The 23,611-nt window shown below is 69.9% G+C and carries 25 protein-coding genes; 2 read left to right on the forward strand and 23 right to left on the reverse strand.

The window, feature by feature from the left end:
* Nucleotides 1-80 precede the first annotated feature (80 nt).
* Both IPG61_13165 and IPG61_13170 read right to left on the reverse strand, forming a co-directional pair.
* Nucleotides 81-692, reverse strand: coding sequence for a glycosyltransferase family 4 protein (locus IPG61_13165; GenBank protein ID MBK6735006.1), 612 nt, complete (start codon nt 690-692; stop codon nt 81-83).
* Complete coding sequence (locus IPG61_13170; protein ID MBK6735007.1) at nt 592-1,179, reverse strand: glycosyltransferase; 588 nt, start codon at nt 1,177-1,179, stop codon at nt 592-594. Before IPG61_13170 ends, IPG61_13165 begins: the two co-directional genes overlap by 101 nt.
* 261 nt (nt 1,180-1,440) lie before the next feature.
* Between IPG61_13170 and IPG61_13175 the strand changes: the two genes are divergently transcribed.
* Complete coding sequence (locus IPG61_13175) at nt 1,441-2,922, forward strand: sodium:proton antiporter (GenBank protein ID MBK6735008.1); 1,482 nt, start codon at nt 1,441-1,443, stop codon at nt 2,920-2,922.
* Between the two features lie 10 nt (nt 2,923-2,932).
* The gene (locus tag IPG61_13180; protein ID MBK6735009.1) at nt 2,933-3,529 is read left to right on the forward strand and encodes a hypothetical protein; all 597 of its coding nucleotides are present in this window, start codon (nt 2,933-2,935) and stop codon (nt 3,527-3,529) included.
* A gap of 5 nt (nt 3,530-3,534) precedes the next feature.
* Here IPG61_13180 and IPG61_13185 read toward each other — a convergent pair whose 3' ends face one another.
* The 21 genes from IPG61_13185 to tsaE all read right to left on the reverse strand — a co-directional run bounded on the left by IPG61_13185 (nt 3,535) and on the right by tsaE (nt 23,603).
* Nucleotides 3,535-3,993, reverse strand: coding sequence for a TerB family tellurite resistance protein (locus tag IPG61_13185; protein MBK6735010.1), 459 nt, complete (start codon nt 3,991-3,993; stop codon nt 3,535-3,537).
* 2 nt (nt 3,994-3,995) lie between these two features.
* On the reverse strand, nt 3,996-5,150 hold the full coding sequence (gene alr, locus IPG61_13190) for an alanine racemase (protein ID MBK6735011.1): 1,155 nt from the start codon (nt 5,148-5,150) through the stop codon (nt 3,996-3,998).
* Nucleotides 5,151-5,177: 27 nt separating this feature from the next.
* The gene (locus IPG61_13195; protein ID MBK6735012.1) at nt 5,178-5,690 is read right to left on the reverse strand and encodes a transcriptional repressor; all 513 of its coding nucleotides are present in this window, start codon (nt 5,688-5,690) and stop codon (nt 5,178-5,180) included.
* A gap of 98 nt (nt 5,691-5,788) precedes the next feature.
* Nucleotides 5,789-6,586, reverse strand: coding sequence for a hypothetical protein (locus IPG61_13200; protein ID MBK6735013.1), 798 nt, complete (start codon nt 6,584-6,586; stop codon nt 5,789-5,791).
* Nucleotides 6,586-7,773, reverse strand: a complete 1,188-nt coding sequence (locus IPG61_13205; protein MBK6735014.1) for a hybrid sensor histidine kinase/response regulator — start codon at nt 7,771-7,773, stop codon at nt 6,586-6,588. Before IPG61_13205 ends, IPG61_13200 begins: the two co-directional genes overlap by 1 nt.
* A gap of 142 nt (nt 7,774-7,915) precedes the next feature.
* Nucleotides 7,916-8,656: a hypothetical protein gene (locus IPG61_13210; protein ID MBK6735015.1), complete on the reverse strand. Its 741-nt coding sequence runs from the start codon at nt 8,654-8,656 to the stop codon at nt 7,916-7,918.
* 237 nt (nt 8,657-8,893) lie between these two features.
* Nucleotides 8,894-9,841 carry a hypothetical protein gene (locus IPG61_13215; protein ID MBK6735016.1) on the reverse strand — a complete coding sequence of 316 codons (948 nt, stop codon included), beginning with the start codon at nt 9,839-9,841 and terminating at the stop codon, nt 8,894-8,896.
* Nucleotides 9,838-10,113 carry a hypothetical protein gene (locus tag IPG61_13220; protein ID MBK6735017.1) on the reverse strand — a complete coding sequence of 92 codons (276 nt, stop codon included), beginning with the start codon at nt 10,111-10,113 and terminating at the stop codon, nt 9,838-9,840. The genes IPG61_13215 and IPG61_13220 overlap by 4 nt, the downstream gene beginning before the upstream one ends.
* 403 nt (nt 10,114-10,516) lie before the next feature.
* A complete protein-coding gene (locus tag IPG61_13225; GenBank protein ID MBK6735018.1) occupies nt 10,517-10,696 on the reverse strand; it encodes a hypothetical protein in 180 nt (59 codons plus the stop codon).
* Nucleotides 10,697-10,853: 157 nt separating this feature from the next.
* Nucleotides 10,854-11,702, reverse strand: coding sequence for a hypothetical protein (locus IPG61_13230; protein MBK6735019.1), 849 nt, complete (start codon nt 11,700-11,702; stop codon nt 10,854-10,856).
* A 32-nt stretch (nt 11,703-11,734) separates the two neighbouring features.
* Entirely contained in the window at nt 11,735-12,523 is a 789-nt protein-coding gene (locus tag IPG61_13235; GenBank protein MBK6735020.1) for a hypothetical protein, read from the reverse strand.
* 13 nt (nt 12,524-12,536) lie between these two features.
* Entirely contained in the window at nt 12,537-13,679 is a 1,143-nt protein-coding gene (locus tag IPG61_13240) for a hypothetical protein (protein ID MBK6735021.1), read from the reverse strand.
* Nucleotides 13,680-13,721: 42 nt separating this feature from the next.
* Complete coding sequence (locus IPG61_13245; protein ID MBK6735022.1) at nt 13,722-13,934, reverse strand: hypothetical protein; 213 nt, start codon at nt 13,932-13,934, stop codon at nt 13,722-13,724.
* A gap of 215 nt (nt 13,935-14,149) precedes the next feature.
* The gene (locus tag IPG61_13250; GenBank protein MBK6735023.1) at nt 14,150-14,443 is read right to left on the reverse strand and encodes an HU family DNA-binding protein; all 294 of its coding nucleotides are present in this window, start codon (nt 14,441-14,443) and stop codon (nt 14,150-14,152) included.
* A 116-nt stretch (nt 14,444-14,559) separates the two neighbouring features.
* Nucleotides 14,560-18,363: a hypothetical protein gene (locus IPG61_13255; protein ID MBK6735024.1), complete on the reverse strand. Its 3,804-nt coding sequence runs from the start codon at nt 18,361-18,363 to the stop codon at nt 14,560-14,562.
* Nucleotides 18,363-19,337 carry an ROK family protein gene (locus IPG61_13260; protein MBK6735025.1) on the reverse strand — a complete coding sequence of 325 codons (975 nt, stop codon included), beginning with the start codon at nt 19,335-19,337 and terminating at the stop codon, nt 18,363-18,365. Before IPG61_13260 ends, IPG61_13255 begins: the two co-directional genes overlap by 1 nt.
* Nucleotides 19,334-20,785, reverse strand: a complete 1,452-nt coding sequence (locus IPG61_13265) for a hypothetical protein (GenBank protein ID MBK6735026.1) — start codon at nt 20,783-20,785, stop codon at nt 19,334-19,336. Before IPG61_13265 ends, IPG61_13260 begins: the two co-directional genes overlap by 4 nt.
* A gap of 5 nt (nt 20,786-20,790) precedes the next feature.
* Nucleotides 20,791-21,918 (reverse strand): acetyl-CoA carboxylase carboxyltransferase subunit beta, encoded by a 1,128-nt coding sequence (locus IPG61_13270; GenBank protein ID MBK6735027.1) that lies wholly within the window; start codon nt 21,916-21,918, stop codon nt 20,791-20,793.
* Nucleotides 21,827-22,300 (reverse strand): ribosomal protein S18-alanine N-acetyltransferase, encoded by a 474-nt coding sequence (gene rimI, locus IPG61_13275; protein MBK6735028.1) that lies wholly within the window; start codon nt 22,298-22,300, stop codon nt 21,827-21,829. Before rimI ends, IPG61_13270 begins: the two co-directional genes overlap by 92 nt.
* Nucleotides 22,297-23,082 carry a tRNA (adenosine(37)-N6)-threonylcarbamoyltransferase complex dimerization subunit type 1 TsaB gene (tsaB, locus tag IPG61_13280; protein ID MBK6735029.1) on the reverse strand — a complete coding sequence of 262 codons (786 nt, stop codon included), beginning with the start codon at nt 23,080-23,082 and terminating at the stop codon, nt 22,297-22,299. The genes rimI and tsaB overlap by 4 nt, the downstream gene beginning before the upstream one ends.
* On the reverse strand, nt 23,076-23,603 hold the full coding sequence (tsaE, locus tag IPG61_13285) for a tRNA (adenosine(37)-N6)-threonylcarbamoyltransferase complex ATPase subunit type 1 TsaE (protein ID MBK6735030.1): 528 nt from the start codon (nt 23,601-23,603) through the stop codon (nt 23,076-23,078). The genes tsaB and tsaE overlap by 7 nt, the downstream gene beginning before the upstream one ends.
* Nucleotides 23,604-23,611 lie beyond the last annotated feature (8 nt).

Consider the following 23,611-nt stretch of genomic DNA (forward strand, 5'->3'; position numbering starts at 1 on the left):
GGCCTCGCGCCAGCAAATGGGCCCGCCCGCGCCCGATTCGTGGGAGATTGCCCCGAGGGGCCTCGCCGGCCGCCGCCACGTCAACCGGCGTTGCGCTCCCGGGCGGCCCGATAGACCGATTCGGTCCGCTCGGCCATGAGGCCGACCCCGAAATCCCGCTCCACACGCAATCGGCCCCGGCGGCCCATTTCGCGGCGGAGCCCGGGCGAATCGAGCAGGCAGTCCAGGCGGATCGCCAGCCGTTCGGGGTCGCCGGGTGGCACCAGGAAGCCCTCGCAGCCGTCGGCCACCAGTTCGGGGCTGCCGCCGCTGTCGGTGACGACCACGGGCCTGGACTGGGCCATCGCCTCGAGCGTGGCCAGGCCGCAGGGCTCGGCCAGCGAGCTGACAACCTGCACGTCGAAGGCGGCGCAGAGCGTCGCGGCGTCGGGTTGATAGCCGCAGAAGCGCACCTGGCGGGCCAGGCCGAGCTCCAGCGCCAGCCGTTGCAACTCGGCTGGATGGCGTGAATCTGCCGGCGCGTCACCCATGACGAGCACGATCAGGTTCGGCCACCGCCGCTGAAGACGGGCCACGGCCCGCAGCAGGTCGTCAACGCCCTTCTCCGGGCTCAGCCTCGCCACACACCCGAGGACCAGGTCGTCTCGATCGAGCCTGAGGCTCGACCGCAGCAGGGATCCCGTCGGCGGCATGCACCGGGAGTTCGACCCCGTTCGGCACCGTCACCAGGCGATCGTCCGCCACCAGGCCGCAGGCGACCTGGCGCACCGCGTCGCTCACGGCGATCATCGCCCCGAGCCGGCGCAGGAACGAGCGTTTGAACCGGGCGTGGGCCACCGGCAGCAGCAGGTGCCTGGTGGCGATGCTGATCGTGGGCAGTCCCACGGTGGCGGCGGCGGCAATGAACCAGTCGCGGGGCGTATGGGCGTGGACGATGTCGACATGCTCGCGCCGGAGCCACGCGGCCAGGCGCGACACGGAAACCGGCTCGTACCAGTCGAACAGGGGCAGTTCGCAGGTCGCCAGACCACGTGCAGGCAGTTCAGCTGCGAGCCGGGAATCGGGCCGTACGACACACGTGACGTCATGTCCGCGCGCAACCAGTCCACGGGCGAGGTTGGTCAGGCAGACTTCTCCCCCGTAGAAGTCCCGCATCGTGGAAAGCTGGACGACGCGCACGCTCGGCCCTTCGGTGGCTGTGGACGGAACAGGGCAACGCCTGCGGCAGGGGCACGGAGGAAGCAGCTGCCGGCGCCGGAAGCTGTGCAAAAATTGACAGCCACCGCATCATACCCTACGGTTAGCCGCTGGAAAACCGCCAATCGCCCCACAGGTCCGGAGGCACCCATGCTGATTCTACCGTTCGCGAAGGGCAGCCGCCGCGGGGAACCGTCGCGCGCCAAGGGCGCACTGGCGCTGGCTCTGGCCCTCGCGTTCCTGATGCTGGGCGGCGTTGCCGCCGCGTCGACCGGGCATACGGCCGAGCCCGGCCATGGGGCAGGCGCGGCCCACGCTGCCGGCGCCGTGGCGCACGACGCCAACCCGGTCGGCCTGCTGCCGCTGTGGTCGGCGGTGCCGTTCGTCTGCATCCTGCTTTCGATCGCACTGTTCCCGCTGCTGGCGCCGCACTTCTGGCACCACCATTTCCCGAAGGTATCGGCGTTCTGGGCGCTGCTCTTCGCTGTGCCGTTCCTGTTGTGGAACCCTGCCGAAGCGTCGCGCGAGATCATCCACATCGTGCTCATCGACTACGTGCCCTTCATCATCCTGCTCTGGGGCCTGTACACGATTGCCGGCGGCATCTACATCGGCGGCAACCTTCGCGGCAAGCCGGCGGTCAACGTGCTGCTGCTGCTGATCGGAACCTTCCTGGCCTCGCTGATCGGCACGACCGGCGCCGCGATGGTGCTGATCCGGCCGCTGCTGCGCGCCAACGCCTGGCGTCGCTCGCAGGTGCACGTGGTGATCTTCTTCATCTTCCTGATTGCCAACATCGGCGGCTCGCTGACGCCGCTGGGCGACCCGCCGCTGTTCCTCGGCTTCCTGCACGGCGTGCCGTTCTTCTGGGTCACGAAGGCCCTCCTGCCGCACATGCTGGTCGCGACGGCGCTTGTGCTGGCGATCTTCTTCGCGGTCGATACATTGCTGTACCGCCGCGAGACGGCAAAGCCGCCTGTCGCCGACGACAACGACGGCGGCGTGCGCATCGAGGGCCTGCACAACATCGTCTTCCTGCTCGGCGTCATGGGCGCGGTGATCCTCTCCGGCTCGCTGAAGCTGCCCGAGGTGACGGTCTTCCGCGCCGGCAGCCACCCGGTCGCGGTGCCGCTGCAGAACTGGGTCAAGGACCTCATCATTATCGCAATGGGCATCCTGTCGCTGAGGACCACGTCGCGCGCCCTGCGCGAGAAGAACGGCTTCTCGTGGGCGCCGATCCAGGAAGTGGCCTACCTCTTCGCGGGCATCTTCATCACGATCATCCCGGCGCTGGCGATCCTGAAGGCCGGCAGCGAAGGCGCGCTGGCCGGACTGGTCGGCGCCGTGCACGGCCCGGTCCGGTTCTTCTGGGCCACCGGCGCCCTGTCGAGCTTCCTCGACAACGCGCCCACCTACCTGACGTTCTTCAACGCCGCGCTCGGCGACCTGGGCGCCACCGAGGCGATGGTGCCGGGCATGCTCGGCTACGCCTCGAAGCTGGCGCAGCTGAACCCGGAATTCGTGCACGACCTGCAGGCCATCTCGGCCGGCGCCGTCTTCATGGGCGCCATGACCTACATCGGCAACGCGCCGAACTTCATGGTCAAGTCGATCGCCGAGGAAGCCGGCATCGCCATGCCGAGCTTCTTCGGTTACCTGTTCAAGTGGTCGGCGCCAGTGCTGCTGCCGGTCTTCGTCATCGTCACGCTGTTGTTCTTCGCCTAGGAGGGGACCCATGGCCACGAGCAGGACGCCCGCCGACCGCGCCTTCAACGAAGTCGTGTTCCAGGGCAAACCGAAGGTCGTGCGCGCCTTCCTCAGCGGGCTGCTGCTGGGCGCCGGCCGCAAGGCCACGATCTACTACAGCTTCCTTGACGGGGTGCAGCACGAAGGCAAGGCCGAGAAGCTGGCCGAGATCATCGGGATGCGCGAGGGTGATTGCCACGTGATCGTCGATGCCGAGACGGCCGCCTGGTTGAAGGGCATGGCCCGCGAGATCGTGGCGGAGACCGGCCTGACGATCACCACCAACCGGCGCATCCGCTCGGCGACGATGGAACTGAAGTACCACGCCTTCGCGCCGCGGTACGAGGACGAGATCATGGCCGTGCTGAACGCGCTGCCGGCGGGACTCAAGCTGGCGGGCTACCGGCGCGAAGTGCGTACCGACCCGCGCGCGAAGGGCGTCGAAGCCTACTCCCCCGCGCACGAATTCGAGGCCAAGGGCAGCGGCACCGTCACCGGCGCCGTCGACCAGGTCATCGAGTTGAAGCGGCGGCTGGCGGCGTTCCCGCTGCTGAAGGCCGAGGACATCGAACTCAAGATAGGCTGAGGCGGCTATCCGGGCATCCGGCCGCGGACCTTGCGCTTGAGCGCCATGAGGTCCTCGAGCCGGATGCCCAGCAGGTTCCCCATCTTGTGCATCAGCGCGTCCTCATGCACCTCGAGCGCGCCGTCGCTGTAGACGATTTCCCACAACAACTCGACCACGGCCAGTTTGCGCGGCAGCGGGAAGCTGTCGTTGATCTGGCGCGCGAACTGGTAGAGGTCGCCGCTTTCCCAGCGCGCCTGTTCAGCGGCCGCCAGAAGGCTGTCGGCGCCGGCGGCGTCGAGACCGAATCGTGCGCGGAGCATGCGGCCGACGGCCTCACGCTCGGCATCGTGGAACTCGCTGTCGGCTTGAGCCGCCTCGACCAGCAGCACGGCCGTGGCCAGGCGCAGGCGCGAGGCTTCATCCTGGGGCGTGCTGCCGGGCGACAACCCGCCCTGCATCAGTTTCTGGAGAGGACCGAACACGTTCATCCTTCCCGGCTGCGGGTCGTCCCCGCCTCGATGATCACGCGCTCCCAGCCGGGGCCGGGCAGCGTCACGACTTCATAGGGAATGGTGCCGAGCAGGTCGGCGAGCATCTCGGCCGAGATGACTTCCTCGCCCTGGCGGCCCAGCAGGACGGCGTGCATGCCCGCCGCTGCGCCCGGCACATGGGTCACGTCGACCATGCACAGGTTCATGCAGATGCGCCCCACCAGCGGCGCACGGCGTCCGCCTACGAGCACGTGCCCGCGTCCTGACAACGCGCGGGGCCAGCCGTCGGCGTATCCCACCGGCAGCACCGCAATGCGGCTGTCGGTCATCGCCTTCCAGGTGCGCCCGTAGCCGACGGTCTGGCCGGCCGGCACGTCGCGCACCTGCGAGATCATCACCTTCCAGGTCAGGGCCGGGCGCAACACGAGTTCGGCGCGCCCCTGCTGGCGGACCGAGACGCGCGTCTCCCGCGACGGCCAGATACCGTAGGCCCCGATACCCACGCGCACGATCGTGCGATGGCTGCGCTCCCACAGCAGGGCCGCGGCGCTGCAGCTCATGTGTTCGCGCAGTCCGGTGATGCCGGCGGCGGCAAGCCGGGCGCGATGCGCCTCGAACCGGAGCGTCTGCTCCTCGGCGAAGGCGTGGTCGGTCGTGTCCTCGATGTCGGCGTAATGGCTCGACAAGCCGGACAACTGCAGGCCCGGGGCGGCAAGCAGCAGGGCCAGCGCCTCGTCGAGTTCGGACTCGACGAGCCCCTGGCGATTGACACCGGTCTCGACCTTCAGGTGGATGAGCAGCGGATGGTCGGCAGTGGCGGCAGCGACCGCCGCACGCACGCCGGGCAGGGAGCCGACCGTGATCTCGAGGCCCAGCTGCGCCGCCTCGGCAGCTTCCGCGGCGGTGACCGGCCCCAGCACGATGATCGGCGCCTCGATGCCGGCCTGCCGCAGGGCGCGGCCTTCGGCAAGCGCGTGCACGCCGAGCAGGCCGGCGCCGCCGGACAGGAAAGCGGACGCCGCCGGCACCAGACCATGCCCGTAGGCATCCGCCTTGACGACGGCCAGGATCTGGGAGGCGGCGGCTGTCTGCCGGCGGAACGCCCGCAGGTTCTCCGCGAGCGCACCGCAATCGACTTCGATGGCCAGCCAGGGCCGACCGGCTCACTCACGGCGTCACTCGGCCCCTTCGGCGACCTTGCCGCGGGCTTTGCGACGGGAGCAGGCTTCCTTGTCCTTGCAGGCACCGTACAGCTCCAGGCGGTGGCGGAAGATCTGGAAGTCGTTTTCCTCAGCCAGGCTCTCCTGCAGGGCCTCGAGCCGCGGATTGAAGAACTCGAAGATCTCGCCGCATTCGAGGCAGATCATGTGGTCGTGGTGCTCGACGTCGGAATGGCCTTCGTAACGGGCCAGCCCGTCGCCGAAGCGCCTTTCCTCCACCAGCCCGCTCTCGACCAGCAGGTGCAGGGTCCGATAGACCGTCGCATAGCCGATCCGCGGGTTGGCCTGCTTGACCTGGTTGAGGAGCTCCTCGACCGAGATGTGGCCACGCAGGCGGAAGAACGTCGAGATGATCGTATTCCGCTGGCGCGTGGTCTTGAGGCCCTTCCTCTGGATGAAGTCGGCGAAGGCCGCTTCCTTCTGGCGAACGAGAGTCTCGTCGAGCTCCCGGTATTTTTTCACAGGCATGCCGGACCTCACGAAGTCTGGACGGAAAGCCGCCGAAATTGAAAACAGTTTTCGTAATCCAGACTAAGATGCCTCGGCCGACCTGTCAAGGCCGCCTGTCATAAAATTCGCACCCTCACCAGCCAGCGGGATCCTTCCGGCAGGTACCACAGGTCGTGGCCATCGTGCGCCAGGTGCACGACCTGGGCGCGCCGCCGGAAATCAGCCGGCGCCACGGTCCCGCTCCAGGCCCGCCGCGAGCCGGAAAGGCGGTACAGGCTCCCGGTGCCGACATCGGTCAACCACAGGCGGCTGCCGTCCCAGGCCACGCCGCAGGGCGAGAAGGCAGGTGTCGGCGTCGACCAGGTGATCTCGCCGAGCTCCGGATCAAAACGATCGAGTCGGCCCGAATCGCGGTCGGTGAGCCACAGGAAGCGACCGTCATGGCAGATCCCGGCGGGCCGATGGCCGGCCGTCGGATAGGAGGCCCGCACCGCCAGCAGGATCGGCTCCAGCCGGTAGACCAGCGACGCCCCGCCGTCGACGTCCCCGCACGACCACAGGTCGCGACCATCCCAGGCCAGCCCGCGGTCGAGCACGCCGGTGACATCCTCGTCGCGCAGCACGGCGCCACGCCGGTCCTGCAGCACGAGGCGCGCTTCGGGGCGCCCCCCGGCCGTGACGATCCCGTCGCGCACGACGAGCACAGCCAGGGTGTCGCTCCCGATCCAGGCCAGGCCCGTGACGCGGCCGGGCGCAGCGATAGCCAGCGAATCGAGGCGCGCCAGCGCCAGCACGGTGCGCGGATTGCCTTCCTCGGGAGCCGCTTCCTGCCCGCCGGGCGTGGGCACGGTCGCTTCCTGTGCCGAAGCCACAAGTCCGAAACCACAGAACAGCATCGCCAGACACCAACGCATCACGTGCCTCCGGGAGCAGACGTCTCCGCGCGCACACGCGACTCGTGCAGCGCCCGCGCCTCGGCCAGGAGTTGCTGCAGGACCGACATGGCCAGCGGCTTGCGTACGGTGAAATCGACGACGGCCGGCGCCGACACCGGCTCGTCGCGGTCCCAGCCCGACATCAAGACGATCACCAGCGACGCCCGCCTCTCGCGCAGGCCGGCCGCCACCTCGAGGCCCCCCAGCCCCGGCAGTCGCCGGTCGACCAGCGCCAAGGCGGCGTCGCCTGGCGCGCCGGCAGCAAATGCCGTCGCGCCGTCGCGATGACAGGTCACGCGACAGCCGAGTTCGCCGAGCACGTCGGTGAGCATCTCGCGCACAGCCGGCTCATCGTCGATGACGACCACGGCGAGGCCGTGCGCCCCCGCGGGGGCCGTCGTCGCCGGGGCGGCGATCGCAACCGGATCCGGTGCTGCCGCCGGGCCCGAGATGGTGAACACGGCGCCGGGCCCGCCGTCTCGCGCGGCCACCAGCGAGGCGCCGTGCGCCGCCAGGAGCTGCCGGCAAGCCGCCAGTCCGAGGCCACGGCCCGGCGCACCGCTGGTGGAGAAGCCCACGGCAAACACGGCCTCGGGGTCGGACACGGGCAGGCCGGGGCCGCTGTCGGCCACCTGCACGCGGCAGACACCCGCGGAGACCTCGGCCGACACCTGGAGGCGTCCACCGTGGGGCAGCACGCCGATCGCGTTGAAGAAAAGATTCACCAGCACTTCGCGCAGCACTGCGGGCGGCAAGGCGATGGCCGCCGTCGGCGCCACCTGCAGCGACAGTTCCCAGCCCTCCGTGCCTGCCCCGTCTTCCCGCCAGCGGCCATCGGGCGGCAGCACCAGCTGCACGACATCGTTGACGGCAGCCGCCACGACCGCGGTCGACGGCCCGGGCGTTCCGGCCGTCCGCGCCGCCCCGCCACCCAGGCGTTCAAGCATGCCACCGGCTTCGCGCGCCGCCAGCAGGATGGCCTCCAGGTGCGGGCGCAGTTCAGGAGCATGCCGCAGCAGCAGTTCGGCGCGCCCGGTGATGACCGCGAGCATCTGGTTGACGTCGTGGACGACGCCGGCCGCAAGGAGGTCGGCGGAATCCCCTTCGGCAGGCACGGGCGGCTTCGGGGTGGCGCTCCGGATGTCGTTGTCGTCGGCTGGTCGCAAGAGGTTCCTTCCGCGGCGCGAGTGGCGTCCGCGTATCATACACGCCGCCGGCGCGACCGCGCAACGAACGGAATAGCGCCCTCGCCGAAAGGATCGGCGCAGGCGCTCACGATGTTCCCGGGTCACCCTGCGGCGACGTCAGTCAGCCGGCGCTGGACTCGCAGGCATGAAGCCCGGTTTCCGGCTCGCGAGCGGCAAGGGCGAGAATCTCGGCGCCCGCGGCGGCCGTGATCGGGTCTCCTTCGCCCCGCGGCCCGGCCAGCATCATCTGGCTCCATTCCACGGCGCGGTGCAGGCGCCGCACATTGCGCAGCGCGATCTCCAGCATCCTGAGCTGGGCCTCGACATCGGCCGGCTCCGCCTGCCATGAGCGCAGGTCACCCTGCATCAGTTCGAGCGCCGTCTTGATCGCCGTCAGGGGGCTGCGCAGTTCGTGCCCCACCTGGTGCACGTCCTCACACGGTTCCACGTCTCCGAGGTCGGCGCCGTCCGGCAGGCGCAGGCCGCGAAGGCCCCGCGCCAGCCTGCAGGCCTCCTGGATCCGCGGCCACAGCGAAGACTCGCCGTCGACAGGGATTTCCGCTGTCGGAAGGAACAAGCGGGGAGCGGCCGGAGCCACCCCCCGCCCACCATCGGACACGGCGTCCGGACCGGGGATGCCGGCAGCGGAGCCGACCACGAGCACCACGTCACAGGCATCGACACCGACGCTGGCTGGCGTCGGCGCACCGCCCGCCGGCGAGGCCACCGTCAGGCCCCACCGAACGAGCTGGGCGCGGATAGGAGCGCATTGCGCTTCGTCGCCGATGAGAAGGACGTGGGCCATGGTTGCTCTCCGCTGCTGGTTGGTCCGGCCACTCGGGCTTCCAGGGGCAATCGTCATGCCCGTGATTCCGGTGGGCGCGGACGCACCCGACAGCGCGGATCAATGGCGGACTCGGCGGCGCCGTGGCACCCGGCGGGCCATTATCGGGAACAGCCGGGAAGGGCGGCCCCGGTAAAGGAAAGCGCAAGTCATCACAGGGAAGTCGCGCCCATCGCATCGGACCGGAAGGTCGGCGCGGGCAACTTGCAACGGGTGGGTGGGAAACGCCGGTGTGGCAGCCCGGGCGCGGCCCGGTCAGCGGGAGGCGGTCGAGGAGCCGGGCGCGAGCTTGGCAGGCGCGGACCGCGGTGCCAGGCGCCACAGGACGCCTGCGGCCCAGCCCGCGGCGCGGTCGGGCGAACCGGTGATCTCGCGGGCCAGGCGCAGACCCACACGGTTACCGCCGCCCCAGGGCGCCCAGGCCTCGGCCACCAGCACCTGTTCCTCGCGGTCGCCGCGCGCACGCCGCTCCCAGCCCGCCTGCAGGTCGAGCGCGCCGCCCCGCCGCAGGATCTCCAGGCGCGTGTGCCAGCCGTTCGGGAAAGCTTCCGGGCCCAGTTCCTCGTCGCCGGGGCCCCCATGGGTCACGAACACGGCGCCGGCCGTGGCCCACCAGCGGGAGCCGAACCCGACCGTGCGGGTGAGGCCCACCCGCGCGGGAATGCCGGCACTGGACCACGGATAGAATCGGCTTTGCCCGAGCGGCACGCCCACGGCGATGCTGCCTGCGGCCGCGCCCAGCCACGGCAGCCGCACCGGCCCGACAGCACCCAGTTCGACCTGGCCGAAGCCGCTGAGCACCGATTCGCCGGGCCAACCCGCCGTCGTCTCTGCGCCCGCAAGCGTCGGCCAGCGCTCCAGGGCCGACAGTCCACCGGAGTCGAATCGGACCCAGGGCAGGCGCACGAGGAAAGCGCCGTGCGAGCCGAACGGCAACCGGAGGTCCACCAGCACACGATCGGCGGTCCAGCCGCTGCGTCCGTCACCGAAACGCATGGCTTCGAGACGCGAGGCGCGGTGGGCCAGCGTGTCGGCCGGTGACCAGGACGGCAGTTCATCGAGGAAGGGAAGCTGCGCCCGCGCGGCCGGGACGCTCGTGACGAGCAGCAGGAGTTGCAGGAGGATCGCGCCCCGCCAGGCTCCGGGAGCAAACCGGCACGGCCGCCGCGCACAACCGCGTCGGGTTGCCGACACGGCGTTCATCGGGGCGCGTTCTCGATGAGTCGCACCACGCCGGCTCCCTGGAACCAGCACTTGATCACCTGCCGGCCGCCCGGCAAGGGCTCCTTGGCGACAACGACGCCGCAGTCGTTCCAGGCCAGGTGCAGGATGCACTGCCCGACGTCGTAGGACGCCCACGGGCGGTAGGGAATCGCGGCACCCGGGTCGACCGCCGCCAGCATCGCCGCGTATTCGAGGACCGGTTCCGCGGCGGTCGCGCCGGCGGGCATGGGCGGCGGGACATCGTCGTCCACGCCCGCGCCGATGTCGTCAGCCGCATCTTCGGCCTCTTCATCGTCATCGTCGACGTCATCGACGTCGTCGGCATCCGCCGCGAGGGCGGCAGCCTCCGCCAGGTCGATGTCGAGGATATCGACATCGGTGTCGGCCGGCCGGCTGCAGCGGCGGCTACAGTCCAGGCCACGCCGCTGCCGGCCTGCTCCGCAGCGGAGTCGTCATCACCGACGTCTGCCGTATCGGCGGCGACCGGATTCACCTCGACGGCGCTGCTGAGCTTCGGCAGGAAGCCCTGGCACTGCGGGCAACGGAACCAGACGACACCGTCATCGTCCCCATCACCGGTGGGGACGACTTCCATGTCCAGCCATTGCTTGCAGACGGAACAGAATTGCCGGGACTTCATGTGGTTGACACGCCCTATGGCGCTATCCGGCAGCAGTTGTCGGCTTCGTCCTTGTTCAGGTACCGCATGCCGCACACCAGGCACTTGTTGGGCCCGTCGATCCGGCCTTCGGTCTCGGCCTTGGAAAGCAGGCGTTCGTACTTCACGAAACTCTCATCGCGGACAAGCACGTCATCTTCCTTGACGCCGGCCATAAAGCTCCTCCTTGGCTCCCGGTTCCGCGTCGGCGCCGCCGGTCGCCTGCGCCCGGGGGCGGCGGCTCGGCAGCGCAACGAAGCCGATACTAAGACAAGCGCAGCGCCGGGTCAACCGGGTGCTGCGGCAAACGGCTCGGGGATGGGTGGTGACTGGTCAGGATTCGGCCGCGCGCCAGGCCAGGGGGGCCGCGTCCGCCTCACCGCGGGCAGCCATGATGCCGTCGAGGCGGTAGAGATCGCCGAGGTCGACGAGCCCCAACTCCGCGGCGCGCGACAGGGCTTCGCCGAGCACGCCCGCGGTTGCCGCAGCGTCGGCCGCCGCACGGTGCGGGTTTTCGTGCGAGATGTTGAACCGACGCGCGAGGTCGGGCAGGCTGCGGCTGGCCAGCTCCGGCCACAACTGCCGCGAAAGCTGCAGCGTGCACAGCCCGGTGACTGCCGGGTGCGCGATGCCGCGCCGTGCGAACTCCCAGCGCAGGAACGGCAGGTCGAACCGGATATCGTGCGCCACGAACACGCGCCCGTCGAGCAGGCCCGCCAGGCGCTCGGCGATGTCGGAAAACGTCGGCGCTCCCTCGAGGTCGTCGTTGCGAATGCCGGTCAGGCGCGCCACCCAGGGCGGAATGGGACGATCGCTCCAGACCAGCGTCGAGAACGACTCGACGGCCTTGCCGCCCCGCATGATGCAGAGCCCGATCTCGATGATCTCGTCGACCCCGATCACACTGCCGGTCGTCTCGAGATCGACCACGGCGAATTCGGCCGACTCCAGCGCCAGCGTCATCAGCGGCGAGTCGAACACCGTCCAACTGTGGTCGTGCGTCTCGACGAACCGCGGGTCGCTGGCCAGCAGCGCGCGCACCACGACCTGTGTTTCCGGCATCTCATGCCGACGCGCCCCGAACAGGCGTCGGGCGATGGCGGGCGTAGGCAAAGGCTTCGGCTGCCCGAGCAGGAAGTCGTGAGCCTCTGCCCGGAAAGCACTCAGGTCATTGGTGTGCATGAGGTAATCATATCATACCCGGCCCGACCGGGTCAATCACCGCGGCCGCTGGTCGCCCCAAGAGTGGGCCGGGCGCCCGTCCCGTGGGCCAGGAGCTCCATGATCTCGACGCGGATACGTCCAGGAGGCGGCCGCAACCGCCCCCCCGCGGGCTCCACGGTCGATTCTGAACGGACGCGCTCGGAAGCATACGCAAGTCCGAGGAACGGCAGCTCGCTATTCGTCGCCGCCGCCAGTTCCCGCGTCGTCACCTGCCGCAGCCGACCCGCCGGCAGGGTGGCCAGCTGCGTATCGGCGGCCGCCATCACGGTCTGCTCGCACAGGTACTGGACGCCCTTGACCACGCGTGTCGTGGGCGTGCCGACCTGGACGGTGGCGGCCGTGAACTCCTCGTTGAAAGAATCGGCCAGCAGCGGATCCTCGCGCAACTGGGCCGCCGTCACCTCCGTGGCGCGGCCCCCGGTCCATTGGCGGGCGCTGATGACATGGTCGAGCAGGCTGCCTTGCCGCCCGAGCAGGCGCCTGTCCAGGCGCAGCCTGACGCCTTCGCCGGGCAGCGCCACGAGCCGGCCGTCGGCTTCCTCGCGCAGGGGCAGCACCTCGACGACCCAGGCCTGGTCGTCCGTGCCGCCGGCGCGATCGAGACAGGCGACCCGCGTGAGGCTCTGTTCCTGTTTGCCGCCCGCCATGACCTGGAAGCGGTAGTCGGCCCAGGCACCTTCAACCAGCCGCAGCGGCACCTGCGGCTGGCGCCACAGCGTGAAAACGTCGAGGGCGCGGGCAGGCCGCACCCCCGACAGGACCAGCAGGAGCGCCGCCACCGCGACGACTGCGCTAGTGTTTGATCTTCTCCCGATACGTCGCATAGTCGAACTCGGGGCTGTTGGCCTTGTCGTGACAGGTGACGCACGAATTGCGCGCTTCGAGCCGCCACTTGCCGTCGCGGGCGTGGGTCGTGCCGTAACCGTGGCACGCCTCGCACTGCACGTTCACCAGGCTGTTGTACGGCCGCTCGTCGGAATAGCCGTTCTTGTACTGGTAGCCGGTCGTGTGGCAGACCAGGCAGTCCGGCTCGCTGCTCTGCCCGTCGCCTCGCAGGTTCGTGTAGGCCCGGCGATGCGCCGAGGACGCATAGGCCTGCCACGCGGCTTCGTGGCACGTGAAGCAGGCACGATCACCGAGGAACTGTTCCTTCTCCGAACCGTGGATGCGCGGGTACGCCGCTCGCTTGGCGTCCTTGAACGCCACGAGGTCGGTCTTGAACTTCTCCACGCGAGCCAGCATTTCCGCGTCGTCCGGGGCCTTGTCGTCGAAATCGGTGATGCCCACGTCGATCGCCATGACGCGGCCGGTCTTCTCCTCGACGAACAGGTTCGCCCGCCCGATGAAGCGCCCTTCGTAGGCCGACCCGAACACCGCCGTGTCATTGATCACGCGCTCGGTCTCGATGTTCCGGAACGAGTGGCCGATGATGCAGATGTCGACGCCCTGCATCTCCTTCAACAGCGTCTCGGTGCCCGTTTCGCCGAGGTGCGAGAGCAAGACGATGGAATCGGCTTCCTTGCGCACCCGGGGCAGCAGCTCGCGCAACGTGGCCACGGGGTCAGCCACCGTGAACTGGCCCTCGCCGCCGGTCAGCGTCAGGATCTGCTGCGCCGGATCCAGGACACTGACGATGCCGTACTTCACGCCGTTCCGCTCGACGACCTTGTACTCCGGCAGGATGAGCGCGCCGGTCTTCGTCTCACGCACGTTGGCGTTGATGAACGGCAGCCCGTGCTGCGCCATCATCTCGCGCAGGAAATCGAGCCCGTAGTTGAGGTCCTGCTCGCCGAGGCCGATTGCGTCGAGCCCCAGCGTGCCGAGCATCTCGCACAGGAACTTCGTCTGCTCACGGTCGTTCTGGGTGCGCTGCCCGAAGACATCACCCGCGTCGAGATTGAGCAGCTGCTTGTTCTCCTGCCAAACCTTGTCCATAAAGGCAGCCCGACGGGCCAGCCCACCACGTTGGTGGGTCTTTCACCCACAGGGCTCGATCTTGCCTTTGACGTCGCTCAGGTAAAGCAGGGTCACTTCTTTCCAGTCGTGCTTCGGCTCGGGGCCGGCGGGCGTCGCCGCGCGCGTACCGGCGGCAAATGGACCGGCGGCAAGTGCACCAGCGGCAAGTGCACCGGCCGTCGCCAGCAGCACACAGACCCACAAAACCGAGCGCCAACGCGTCTTCAGGAACATCTGGGGACCTTTCGGGAACTGGACTCCACGCACCCCGCGGCACGCGTCAGAAAGGCATGCAACCCGCTGGGGAGGGATAAGTTCCTTATGGTACGCGATCGGCAGGCCGGTTGCAACGGGCGGGATCGGCAGGGGTGTGGGGTGGCGTGGGGCCGGCGCGGTACGGCGAAGGGGCGCCCAGGGCCGCCCCCATCGTCCGCCCGGCCAGGCGCCGGCTATTTTCCGATCCTGTCCTTGAGGCTCTTGCCGGCCGAGAAGGCCGGGTACATCCCGCCGGGGATCACGATCTCGTCGCCGGTCTGCGGGTTGCGGCCAGCCCGCTTCTTGCGGCGCCTGCGTTCGAAGGTTCCGAAACCGGTGATCTGCACACGGTCGCCCTTGGCGACAGCTCCCGCGATGATGCCCTCGCGAGGTGCGGTCGAGAACAGGGCATCGACCGTACGCCGGGCCGCTGCCACACTCATGCCGGTGCGCCGGGCCACTTCTTCGATCAGTTCCGTCTTATTCAAGCGCCCACCCCCTTCACGGCACATCTGAGCGCCGGTCGCGGTCGCCTGTCAATGGAAAAGCCCGGTAGGGCGCCGGGCGATCCGGGCCGGGCCCGGGCGCTTCCCGGAGGTCCGGGCTAGTACATGCCGCCGCCGAGCCCGTCGGTGAGCGAGCCCATGTAGTCCTCGCGGCCACGGGTGAACTTCAGGCTCGGGATGGACTTCAGGTAGACGCGGAAGCCGAACTGGCTGTCGACCTCGCTCACGGTCCGGCTGAACTCCAGGCGCCAGCAGTGCAGGTCGCGACCGAGGGTGTACTGCTGCCGCAACGCCGCCCCCGTCACGAGGTCGAACGAGGTCTGGTAGGTGACTTCCCAGTACCGGCTCAGATTGGCGCGCGCCGAGACGTTGGCGCTGGCGCGCCGGTCGCCGGTGCTGTTCATGTAGCTGTAGGACAGCGAACCTGACGTGCTGAACGGCAGGTAGCGCCCGCCCTCGGTCTGGTCGCCGCTGTCGCCGCCGGACGGCATGCCGGGCCGGTTGGCGGCCTCGAAATCGGCATTCGAACCGCTGAAGTGCCCCAGTTCCTCCTGCTGCTCCTGATACGCTGCCGCGCGCGCCGAATCGGCCGCAGCGGCCCGTGCCGAATCGGCCGCCGTCGGCTTGAGCCCCAGCCGCTCGATGGCCGGATTGCGACGGAGCTCGGCTTCCGCCTGGACCTGGCCCAGGTCCACCTTGCCGCTGAAGTTCACGCCGTAGCTGAAGCGGGTGTCCTTGAGGGCGAGGCGCCGGGCATCGATCGTGTTGCTGACCTTCAGCTGAAGGTAGCGGCTCTGGCCCGGCTTGATCGTCAGGCCGCTGGCGATGTCGCCCCAACGCTCGCCTTCGGGCCGGTTCGGGCTGTAGTTCGTGTTCAGGCTCCAGTCGATGACGCCGTCCAGCTTGCGGTCGGCCTCGGTCGTGTCGCCGCCGGCCGCGCTGTACTTGACGTCGAAGCGCTGGTCCAGGGACAGGCTCAGCGACGTGCTGTACGGCTGCTTGTCGCCAAGTGCCGGTGACACGTTCCAGCTCGACGACATGCGGACGGTGTGGCGGATGGCCCGCAGCCGACCGAACTCGACGGGGAACAGGCCATAGAGCGTGGTGCCGAGCGAGGCGCCGAACGAAACCGCCGGGCTGGTGGTCTCGCTGGAGCCGTCCAGCGGCTGCCACGTGCCGGTGCCGCCCGCCGGCACCACCCATTGGCGTCCGCTGGTCGTCTCGCGCTGCCAGGACTGCCGCGCATTGGCGTTGAGGCCGAAATTGAAGATTCCCAGGCGGGGCGGCTGGACCCGCAGCGACCAGTTGCCCGATGCGCCCTCGACGCGGACATCGTGTTCCTCATAGCCGCGACGATCCTGCTTGAACGAATAGCCCTGCTGGAAGTAGGTGGCCCGCAGCAGGTCGCCCCACATGCTGCCTCGCTGGCCGGTGCCGAGGGCCGGCTTGAGCGCAAGCTGGCGGAAGTTCAGCGCCAGCGAGGGCAGGGTCATGCTGTAGAGCAGGTTGTCCGTGGTGTCGAGGCCGTCTTCGGCGTTCACGCGGCCGTCGCGACTGGCGTTCAGGCTGGCGCTCACCAGCTTCCAGTTGCGGCTGATGTAGGCGCTGGACTTGAACTGGCCGCTGACGATGTCGCGCGTGCCGGAACTGTTCAGTTCGTTGCGACTGAGCTTGTTCGACGCCAGGCGCACGTCGGCCCGGAACGCGTAGTCATCGAAGAGCGCCGGCTGGTTGTGGTTCCACTGCATCTGCCACTGGCTGGAGTCGTCGTCGCCGAGGCCGTCCCGCCGCGACCAGTCGAGGCCGCCGCTGAAGCTGTAGCGCTTCACGTAGTTCACCGAAGAGCGCAGGGCCATGTCGCTCTTCTCGTTGTAGTCGCCCTGCACGAGGAAATCGAGGTAGTCGTTGATGGCCCAATAGTAGCCCAGGTCGCGGACATAGCGACCCTCGCGGCTGGACCAGCCGAAATCGAACGACGGGAACAGGATGCCCGAGCGACGGCCGTCCTTCAGGTTCTTGAAGTAGAACGGCAGCGCGAAGATCGGGACGTTGCCGATGCGAAGCACGATCGGCGCGGCAACCACCTTGTCTCCGGGGCGCATCTTCATGCGCATCGACCAGAAGTGGTAGTGCGGCTCCGCCAGGTCGCAGGACGTCATGCGCCCGCCCTCGATCTTCATCGTCTGGTCGCTGAACCGGCGCATGTTGCTGCCGACGTAGTAGTAGTCGTCGAACGCGGTGACCCCGGAGTCGACGACGGCCGACCGATGACGAAAGTTGTAGCCCATGCGCTGGCCGGTGACGGTGTCGCCGTCCCGGGCCACCGGTTCGCCGGCTGCATAGAGTTCGCGCGTCGTCATGGCCAGCCGCACCTGCCGCGCCTCCAGCTTCGTCGAGCCGTAGTCCAGCTTGCCGTGCCCGTCGATGGCCATCTTGCGATCGCCCAGCTCGAACGTGACCCGGTCGCCGGAATAGTCGACGTCCTGCGCGGCCTCGTCGAATGTGCGGCGCGCGCGGCCGCGCCGGGCGGGGGCCGGCGTGGCGGTGCTGTCGTTCGCGGCGGCTACGGCTGCGCTGTCGACCGCGGCAACTGCGGCAGTAGTGGCGACAGTGGCGACGCTGTCCGCAGCGGCGACAACTGCGACCGAATCCGCTGCCGCCGTCGAATCGGCCGGAACGGTCGCGGCGGAATCCGCGCGCGCATCCCAGGCCGAGACCGGCGCAAAGCGGTAGGTGCCGACGGAGTTCCCCAGGACCCGGACCCGGCGCACCTGCCGGTCGCGGAAATGCACGAAGATGGTGTCGCCCTTGACGTCGTTCGTCGCCACCTCATCCTTGACGTCGAGCGGCGTGTAGACGCTGCGCGCACTGCCGGTGACCATCGTGCGGCGGATCTCCTCGTCCTCGAAGTCGATGACGATGATGCCGCCCTCGAGGATGTCCTCCCTCGGCAGTCCGGGATACAGCTGGGCCAGAGAATCCGGTGCGTCGTCGGCCGTACGGGCGTCGCCGAGCAGGAGCACGCGCCGGAGCTGGTTGCCGACGTACTCGAACTCGATGCGCTCGCCGCTGAGCACGCTGCCGCGGTTGAGCTTCACCTTCGGGGATCCGGTGAGCACCAGGCGTTCACGCCCGAGGGCCACGGCGGTGTCCGCAGTGGCGATGCCCATGGCCTGGCGGATCCGCACCGAGTCCACCATCACCACGCGGTCCTCGGCGCGGTAGAGGTGCATGACCAGGGACTCGGCGACAAGCACGCCGCCGCGACTGTCCCGGTTGGTGAGTTCCGGCCCGCGGTCGACGACGGCGGCATTCGCGCCGCGGTCGAAAACCGCGTGCCCGCCGGTCACGAGGTTGGCCGCGCCCGGTTCGACGATGCGCACGTGCCCGAAGGCTTCGCCGGTGGCCGAAGCCCTGTCCTGGGAAATGGTGTCGGCGCGCACCGAGTACTCGGGCGCCACGAGCAGGGCATCGCCGTACATCGTCAGCCAGCGCCCGTTGCCGCGCGTATCTCCGGCGGCCCCGGTGGCGGTGATCCCGTCGTCCTCGACCCGGACGTCGCCGGCGAACGAACCGGTGCCGAGCGGGCGATTGTAGTAGACCCGCCTTGCGGTCAGGACGCCGGCGCCCCGCGTCACGCGGACGTTCCCGTGCAGGTTGTATTCGTCGGTGTCGCGCTGGACGTAGGCGGTGTCGGCCGTCGCGGTGACGCTGTCACGGTCGATGAAGACGTTGTCGTAAAGGCAGGTGACGGGGCGGCCATCGACCATCTGGTCGATCACGCGATCCGCATTGACGCGCGACCCGGCGCGCTGCGCCGAGGCCGGTCCGGCCAGCGCGACCAGCGTGCAGAGCGCCGCCGCAAGGCCGGCCGCGAGGATGGTGCGGCCGCCGTTGGACATCAGTGCGTGCCCCGCGCTTTCTCGCGCGCCAGGCTGGCGGCACCCACGGCCGCGGCCCGAGGTCCCAGTTCGGCCGGGACGATCGGCAACGAACGCGCCTCGGCGGCGAGGATCAGCGGCAGGGCACGCTCGCGGCATGGCCCGAGGATCAGTTCGCCCGCCCGCGCGACGCCGCCGCCGATGATGACACGGTCCGGGTCCAGTACATTGACGAGGTTGGCCACGGCCTGGCCAAGACGTCGACCGGCAACCGCGAAGATCTCCCGCGCGACGGAATCACCGGCCTCGGCAAGGTCGGCCAGGTCGCGTGTCTCGAGCGCCGCGCCGCGTCGCTGCGCCAGGGCCTGCAATGCCGGCGAAGCGGCTCCGCAGGCCAGCGCCTCGCGAGTGGCGCGCAACAGGCCGGTGCTGCCGGACCAGGCCTCGAGGCAGCCCCGACCGCCGCAGGTGCACAGCGGGCCGTCGGCCTCGAGCACCATGTGCCCGATCTCGCCGGCGCCGAAATGCGAACCGACCAGCAGCGATCCGTTGACGATCACGGCCCCGCCCACCCCCGTGCCGAGCGCGATCATCACGACGTCGTGGCAGCCGCGGCCGGCGCCGTAGTGGAACTCGCCGTACAGGGCGCAATTCACGTCGTTGGCCAGGGCCACCGGGACATCGCCGAAGGCTGCGGCCATGGCGCCGCCCAGGTCGCGGCCTTCCCAGCCGGGCAGGTTGGGCGAACGACCCAGCCGACCGGTGACCGGATTGACGATGCCGGCGCAGGCCAGGCCTGCCGCAGCCAGCCTCGGCAGTCCGGGGCCCCCGAGCTTCGCGGCGGCGTCGGCAGCCAGCGTGCGCAGCGTATGAGCGACGTCGGTCGGGTCGGTGGGCACCTCGCCCCCGCCGACGGCCGCGCCGTCCGCATCGTCGATCTCGTACTTGACGGCGGTGCCGCCGGCATCGACGCCGAGGTACAGGTCCCTGGTCACGCGTTCTCCCTCCCCCACCGGGCCAGTGCCGCCGCCGCCGGCTGCGACCGGCGACTGTCGTCCAGGCGTTCGAATCCGAGGTGGTGCAGCACTTCGGCCACCAGGAAACAGCTTCCCGTCACCAGGACGGCATCATCCGTCGACAGCGCCGGGGCCAGCAACCGCAGCGCCGACGGCAGGTCGGCGGCAAGCCGGAAGGCCCCCGCGGCGGGCAGTCCGTCGGCCTGGGCCGACAGTCCCCAACCCTCGAACAGCGACGCCAGTTCCGCGCCGCCGCGCGAGCGCGGCAGCGAAACCGGCGCGGCGACGACGCCGCAGCCGCGCAACATCCGCCCCACCTCGGGCGGCAGGTCCTTGTCGTACATGGAACCGAAGAGGACCAGGCGCTGTCCGCGGCACGGACGCGCGGCAAAAGCGCCGAGAGCCTCGTCCAGCGCCTGCGGATTGTGCGCCGTATCGAAGATCCAGTCGGGTCCGCGCAGAACCAGTTGGAACCGCCCGGGCAGGAAAAGATCCCGCAGGGTCGCGGCCGTGTCCATGGGCAGCAGGCATTCCCCGGCGCGACCTTCGAGTTGCGCGAGCGCCAGGAGCGCCAGCGCCACGTTGCGCCGCAGCACCGACGCGCCCGGGTCGGGCAATCCCTCGAAGACGCGGTCACGGAGCGCCAGGCGCCAGGTGCCGCCGGCTCCTGCATCCTCGTCCTCCCAGCGGGCGAGTTCGTCGAGGAAGTGGCACGGGCTGCCGGCGGTGACGGCCGCGCGGAACACCTGGGGACGCAGTTCGGCATCGACGCCGCAGAAGAGCGGCACGCCCCGCTTGAGCAGACCCAGCTTCTCGGCGGCGATGGCCTCGCGCGTCGGCCCCAGGATCGCCTGGTGGTCGAGGCCCACCGACGTGAGCAGGGTCGCCCGCGACGGCAGCGCGTTGCTGGCGTCGAGCCGGCCGCCGAGTCCGGCCTCGCAGCAGAGGAAGTCCACGCCGGCATCGCGGGCGATGGCCACCGACATGGCGGTCAGCACCTCAAACCAGCTGGCGCCATGGCGGTCGGCGAGCGGCCGCATGATGTCCACGTAGTCGGCGAATTCGCGCGCCGGCAGCGGATGGTCATTGATCAGGATGCGTTCGTAGACCTGCAGCAGGTGCGGGCTGGTGTACGTGGCCACGCGGTGGCCGGCCGCCTGCAGCAGGTGAGCCAGGATGCGCGTGGTCGAGCCCTTGCCGTTCGTGCCGGCGACGACCAGCGTCGGCAGACCCTGTTCGGGATGCCCGAGGTCGGCCAGCACCGCGTTGATGCGCTCGAGTCCGGGACGGATACCGAAGCGATTGAGCGCGAACAGCCACCTCGTCGCGTCGTCAGGCGGCTGGAACGGCGGTGAAAGGTCCGGAGCGATGGCCGGCTCGCCCGGATAAGCCGCCCCGTCGGGGCCCGTCACCCTGTCGAGAGTCATGCGGCCTACCCCCGCGGCGGCCGCCGCACCGAAACGTCGCGCCCTTCGGTGAACCACTGCAGGGTCAACTCGAGCGTGCTCTTGAGGTTCTTGCGCTCGCAGATCACGTCGACCATGCCGTGCTCGAGCAGGAACTCGGAGGACTGGAACCCGGGCGGCAGGTCGCCGCCGATGGTCTGCTTGATGACCCGCGGCCCGGCGAACCCGATCAGCGCGCCCGGCTCGGCGATGTTCAGGTCGCCGAGCGTGGCGTAGCTCGCGGTCACGCCGCCGGTGGTCGGGTTCGTGAGGATGGAGATGAACGGGATGCCTTCCCGCCGCAATCGCGCCAGCACCGCGCTGGTCTTGGCCATCTGCATCAGCGAGAGCAGCGATTCCTGCATGCGGGCGCCGCCGCTCTGGCTCAGGATGATGGCCGCCTCGCGGTAGCGCAGCGAATCAAGCAGGGCGCGCGCGATCTTCTCGCCCACCACCGACCCCATGCTGCCGCCCATGAACGAAAAATCCATGATCGACGCCGACACCGGGATGCGCCCGATCTCGCCGCGGCCGGTGATCACCGCGTCTTCCTTGCCCGTCTTGAGCCTGGTCGCGCGGATGCGGTCGCGATAGCGCTTTGCGTCGCGGAAGTCGAGGGCGTCCTTGCTGGTGATGCCGCGGTGCGTCTCGCCCCAGCTGCCCTCGTCGAAGAGCAGTTCGAGGTACTGCTCGGTCGTGAAGGGCAGGTGGTGACCGCAGGCGCCGCAGACCCACAGGTTGCGGTCCAGCTCGCGGTGGTAGAGGATCTCCGAGCACTGCGGGCACTTGCGCCACAGGTTGTCGGGGATGTCCTTCTTCTGCGTGCTCAGGACCTTGATGCCCTTGGCAGCCTCATTCAACCAGGACACGGGAGCCTCCCGGATAATGCCGCAGACGCCGGCGACAGTCACGCCGCCGGCGTGTGGATTCGAGACAAGGTAGCGCCCCGGACGGGGGGCGGACAACCCTTCATTCGGGACCCGCCCCGTGCCCCCCGGGACATTCCAGGCGGTTGCTGCCGCCTCAGGCGCGGGCCAGGCCCTCGAGGGCGCAGTCGAGGATGATCGCGTCTTCCCCGTTGTCGGCGTAATACCTTGGGCGCACGCCGGTTTCATGGAAGCCGTGGCGCCGGTAGAAGGCCCGGCCCGCCGTGTTGCTGCGCCTGACTTCCAGCGTCGCTTCCAGCAACCCCTGCTCGAGCCCCTGCCGGGCGGCTTCACGCAGGAGCGCCGTCCCGATGCCCTCCCGGCGACACCCGGGTGCAGCGGCGATGTTCAGCACGTGCAGCTGGTCGGCCACCCGCCAGGCCATGAGGAACCCCACCACTTCCCCGGCGCGCTCGGCCACCAGCGGCAGCCGCAGGCGATCGCCCATCAGCTCGCCCAGCAACGACTCCGGCGACCAGGGATCGGTGAAACTGGAGTTCTCGATGGCGATGACCTGCGCCAGGTCGAGCGGGCCGCCTTCGCGCACGGTCAGGCTGCCGGCACCGGTCACGACGGGTCCCGCCGGGACTCGTGCCCGCTGGGGGCGGCATCGGGAATGCGGGGCGTGCAGTCGAGGTGGCGGTTGAGTTCGGCGTCCGAAGCCCGCAGGTATTCCGGCGTCAGCAGGAACGGGTCGACTGCCGGCACCTCGCCGCGCGCGACGGCCAGCGCCAGTTCACGCGCCGTCGCCGGATGAGCGGCCGACCAGCGCCGCAGTACGGGAGCACCGCGCGCCGACAACTCCGCGCGCAGCGACTCGCCATGGCCGAGCAGCAGGGCCGCGCCCTCGCCGCCGTAGACCGGGGCGTCCGGATCGCCGACGGTCTCGAGCACCCTCGCCCACCACTGGTCGCCGGTCGCGGCAGCGGGCGCCGCCAGGGCGCCCGTCCAGACATCGGCGCGCCGGTAGACGGCGGCGAAGATCTCGCCGCGTCGGGCATCGAGCGCCGGCACGGCCAGTTCGGCCTCCGCGTGCTCGGCCAGCAGGGCGGCCGCCATGGCGGCCAGCGTCGAGACCGGGTAGAGGCGACAACCCAGGCCCCAGGCCAGCGCCTTGGCCGTGGCCACGCCGATGCGCACGCCGGTGAAGCTGCCGGGGCCGACGGTGACGGCAATGGCCTCGAGCTCGTCACGGCGCCTGCCGGCCTCGGCCAGGACGTCGCCGATGACCGGCAGCAGCGCGTCGGCGTAGCTGCCGCCCACGTTGAGCGGGCGCCAGGCCAGGACGCCGTCGCTGTCGGCAACGGCAAAGCGACCCCAGCGCGTGGCGGTGTCGAGGGCCAGGGTCAGCATGGGCCGTCTCCCGGCGCGAAGATCCCGCGCCAGGCTGCCGCGGGTTCCGGCCGCCCGCGCAGCCGCCATTCGCGGTCGTCGACGGCTGGCAGCGGCAGCGCCAGCAGTTCCAGGAACGGCAACGAGCCGAGCGTGCCCAGGAGGGGGCCCGGCCATTCGGCGGCGATGACCGCCGCGCCGTCGGCCACCTCGTCCAGCAGGTCTGGCACGCCGATATCGACCAGGTCGGCCGTCGACTCGATGCGGTAGAAGTCGAGGTGATGCACGCGGAACCGGCCTTCGTAGGTGTTGACCAGGGTGAACGTGGGCGACACCACCTCGCCGGTCACGTCGAGGCCGCGGCAGAGCCCCTGCACGAAGCAGGTCTTGCCGGCGCCGAGCCCGCCGTGCAGCAGCAGGATCTCGCCGCCGCGCAGCAGGCCGGCGACACGCGCGCCGAGCCCGGCCGTCGCCGTCGGACCAGTGGTCACGACGCCGGCGGGGAACCCCGCCGCATCGGGAATGACGTGCCCGGTGGTCATCCGCGGCC

This window comes from bacterium (assembly GCA_016703265.1).
Lineage (GTDB): Bacteria > Krumholzibacteriota > Krumholzibacteriia > LZORAL124-64-63 > LZORAL124-64-63 > CAINDZ01.

Excerpts from the sequence above, each read along its gene's own strand:
- IPG61_13165 (MBK6735006.1), bottom strand. The coding sequence starts at position 692 with ATGCCGCCGACGGGATCCCTGCTGCGGTCGAGCCTCAGGCTCGATCGA.
- IPG61_13175 (MBK6735008.1), top strand. The coding sequence starts at position 1,441 with ATGCTGGGCGGCGTTGCCGCCGCGTCGACCGGGCATACGGCCGAGCCC.
- IPG61_13180 (MBK6735009.1), top strand. The coding sequence starts at position 2,933 with ATGGCCACGAGCAGGACGCCCGCCGACCGCGCCTTCAACGAAGTCGTG.
- IPG61_13195 (MBK6735012.1), bottom strand. The coding sequence starts at position 5,690 with ATGCCTGTGAAAAAATACCGGGAGCTCGACGAGACTCTCGTTCGCCAG.
- IPG61_13200 (MBK6735013.1), bottom strand. The coding sequence starts at position 6,586 with ATGCGTTGGTGTCTGGCGATGCTGTTCTGTGGTTTCGGACTTGTGGCT.
- IPG61_13210 (MBK6735015.1), bottom strand. The coding sequence starts at position 8,656 with ATGACGATTGCCCCTGGAAGCCCGAGTGGCCGGACCAACCAGCAGCGG.
- IPG61_13215 (MBK6735016.1), bottom strand. The coding sequence starts at position 9,841 with ATGAACGCCGTGTCGGCAACCCGACGCGGTTGTGCGCGGCGGCCGTGC.
- IPG61_13225 (MBK6735018.1), bottom strand. The coding sequence starts at position 10,696 with ATGGCCGGCGTCAAGGAAGATGACGTGCTTGTCCGCGATGAGAGTTTC.
- IPG61_13230 (MBK6735019.1), bottom strand. The coding sequence starts at position 11,702 with ATGCACACCAATGACCTGAGTGCTTTCCGGGCAGAGGCTCACGACTTC.
- IPG61_13240 (MBK6735021.1), bottom strand. The coding sequence starts at position 13,679 with ATGGACAAGGTTTGGCAGGAGAACAAGCAGCTGCTCAATCTCGACGCG.
- IPG61_13245 (MBK6735022.1), bottom strand. The coding sequence starts at position 13,934 with ATGTTCCTGAAGACGCGTTGGCGCTCGGTTTTGTGGGTCTGTGTGCTG.
- IPG61_13255 (MBK6735024.1), bottom strand. The coding sequence starts at position 18,363 with ATGTCCAACGGCGGCCGCACCATCCTCGCGGCCGGCCTTGCGGCGGCG.
- IPG61_13265 (MBK6735026.1), bottom strand. The coding sequence starts at position 20,785 with ATGACTCTCGACAGGGTGACGGGCCCCGACGGGGCGGCTTATCCGGGC.
- IPG61_13270 (MBK6735027.1), bottom strand. The coding sequence starts at position 21,918 with ATGAAACCGGCGTGCGCCCAAGGTATTACGCCGACAACGGGGAAGACG.
- tsaB (MBK6735029.1), bottom strand. The coding sequence starts at position 23,082 with ATGCTGACCCTGGCCCTCGACACCGCCACGCGCTGGGGTCGCTTTGCC.
- tsaE (MBK6735030.1), bottom strand. The coding sequence starts at position 23,603 with ATGACCACCGGGCACGTCATTCCCGATGCGGCGGGGTTCCCCGCCGGC.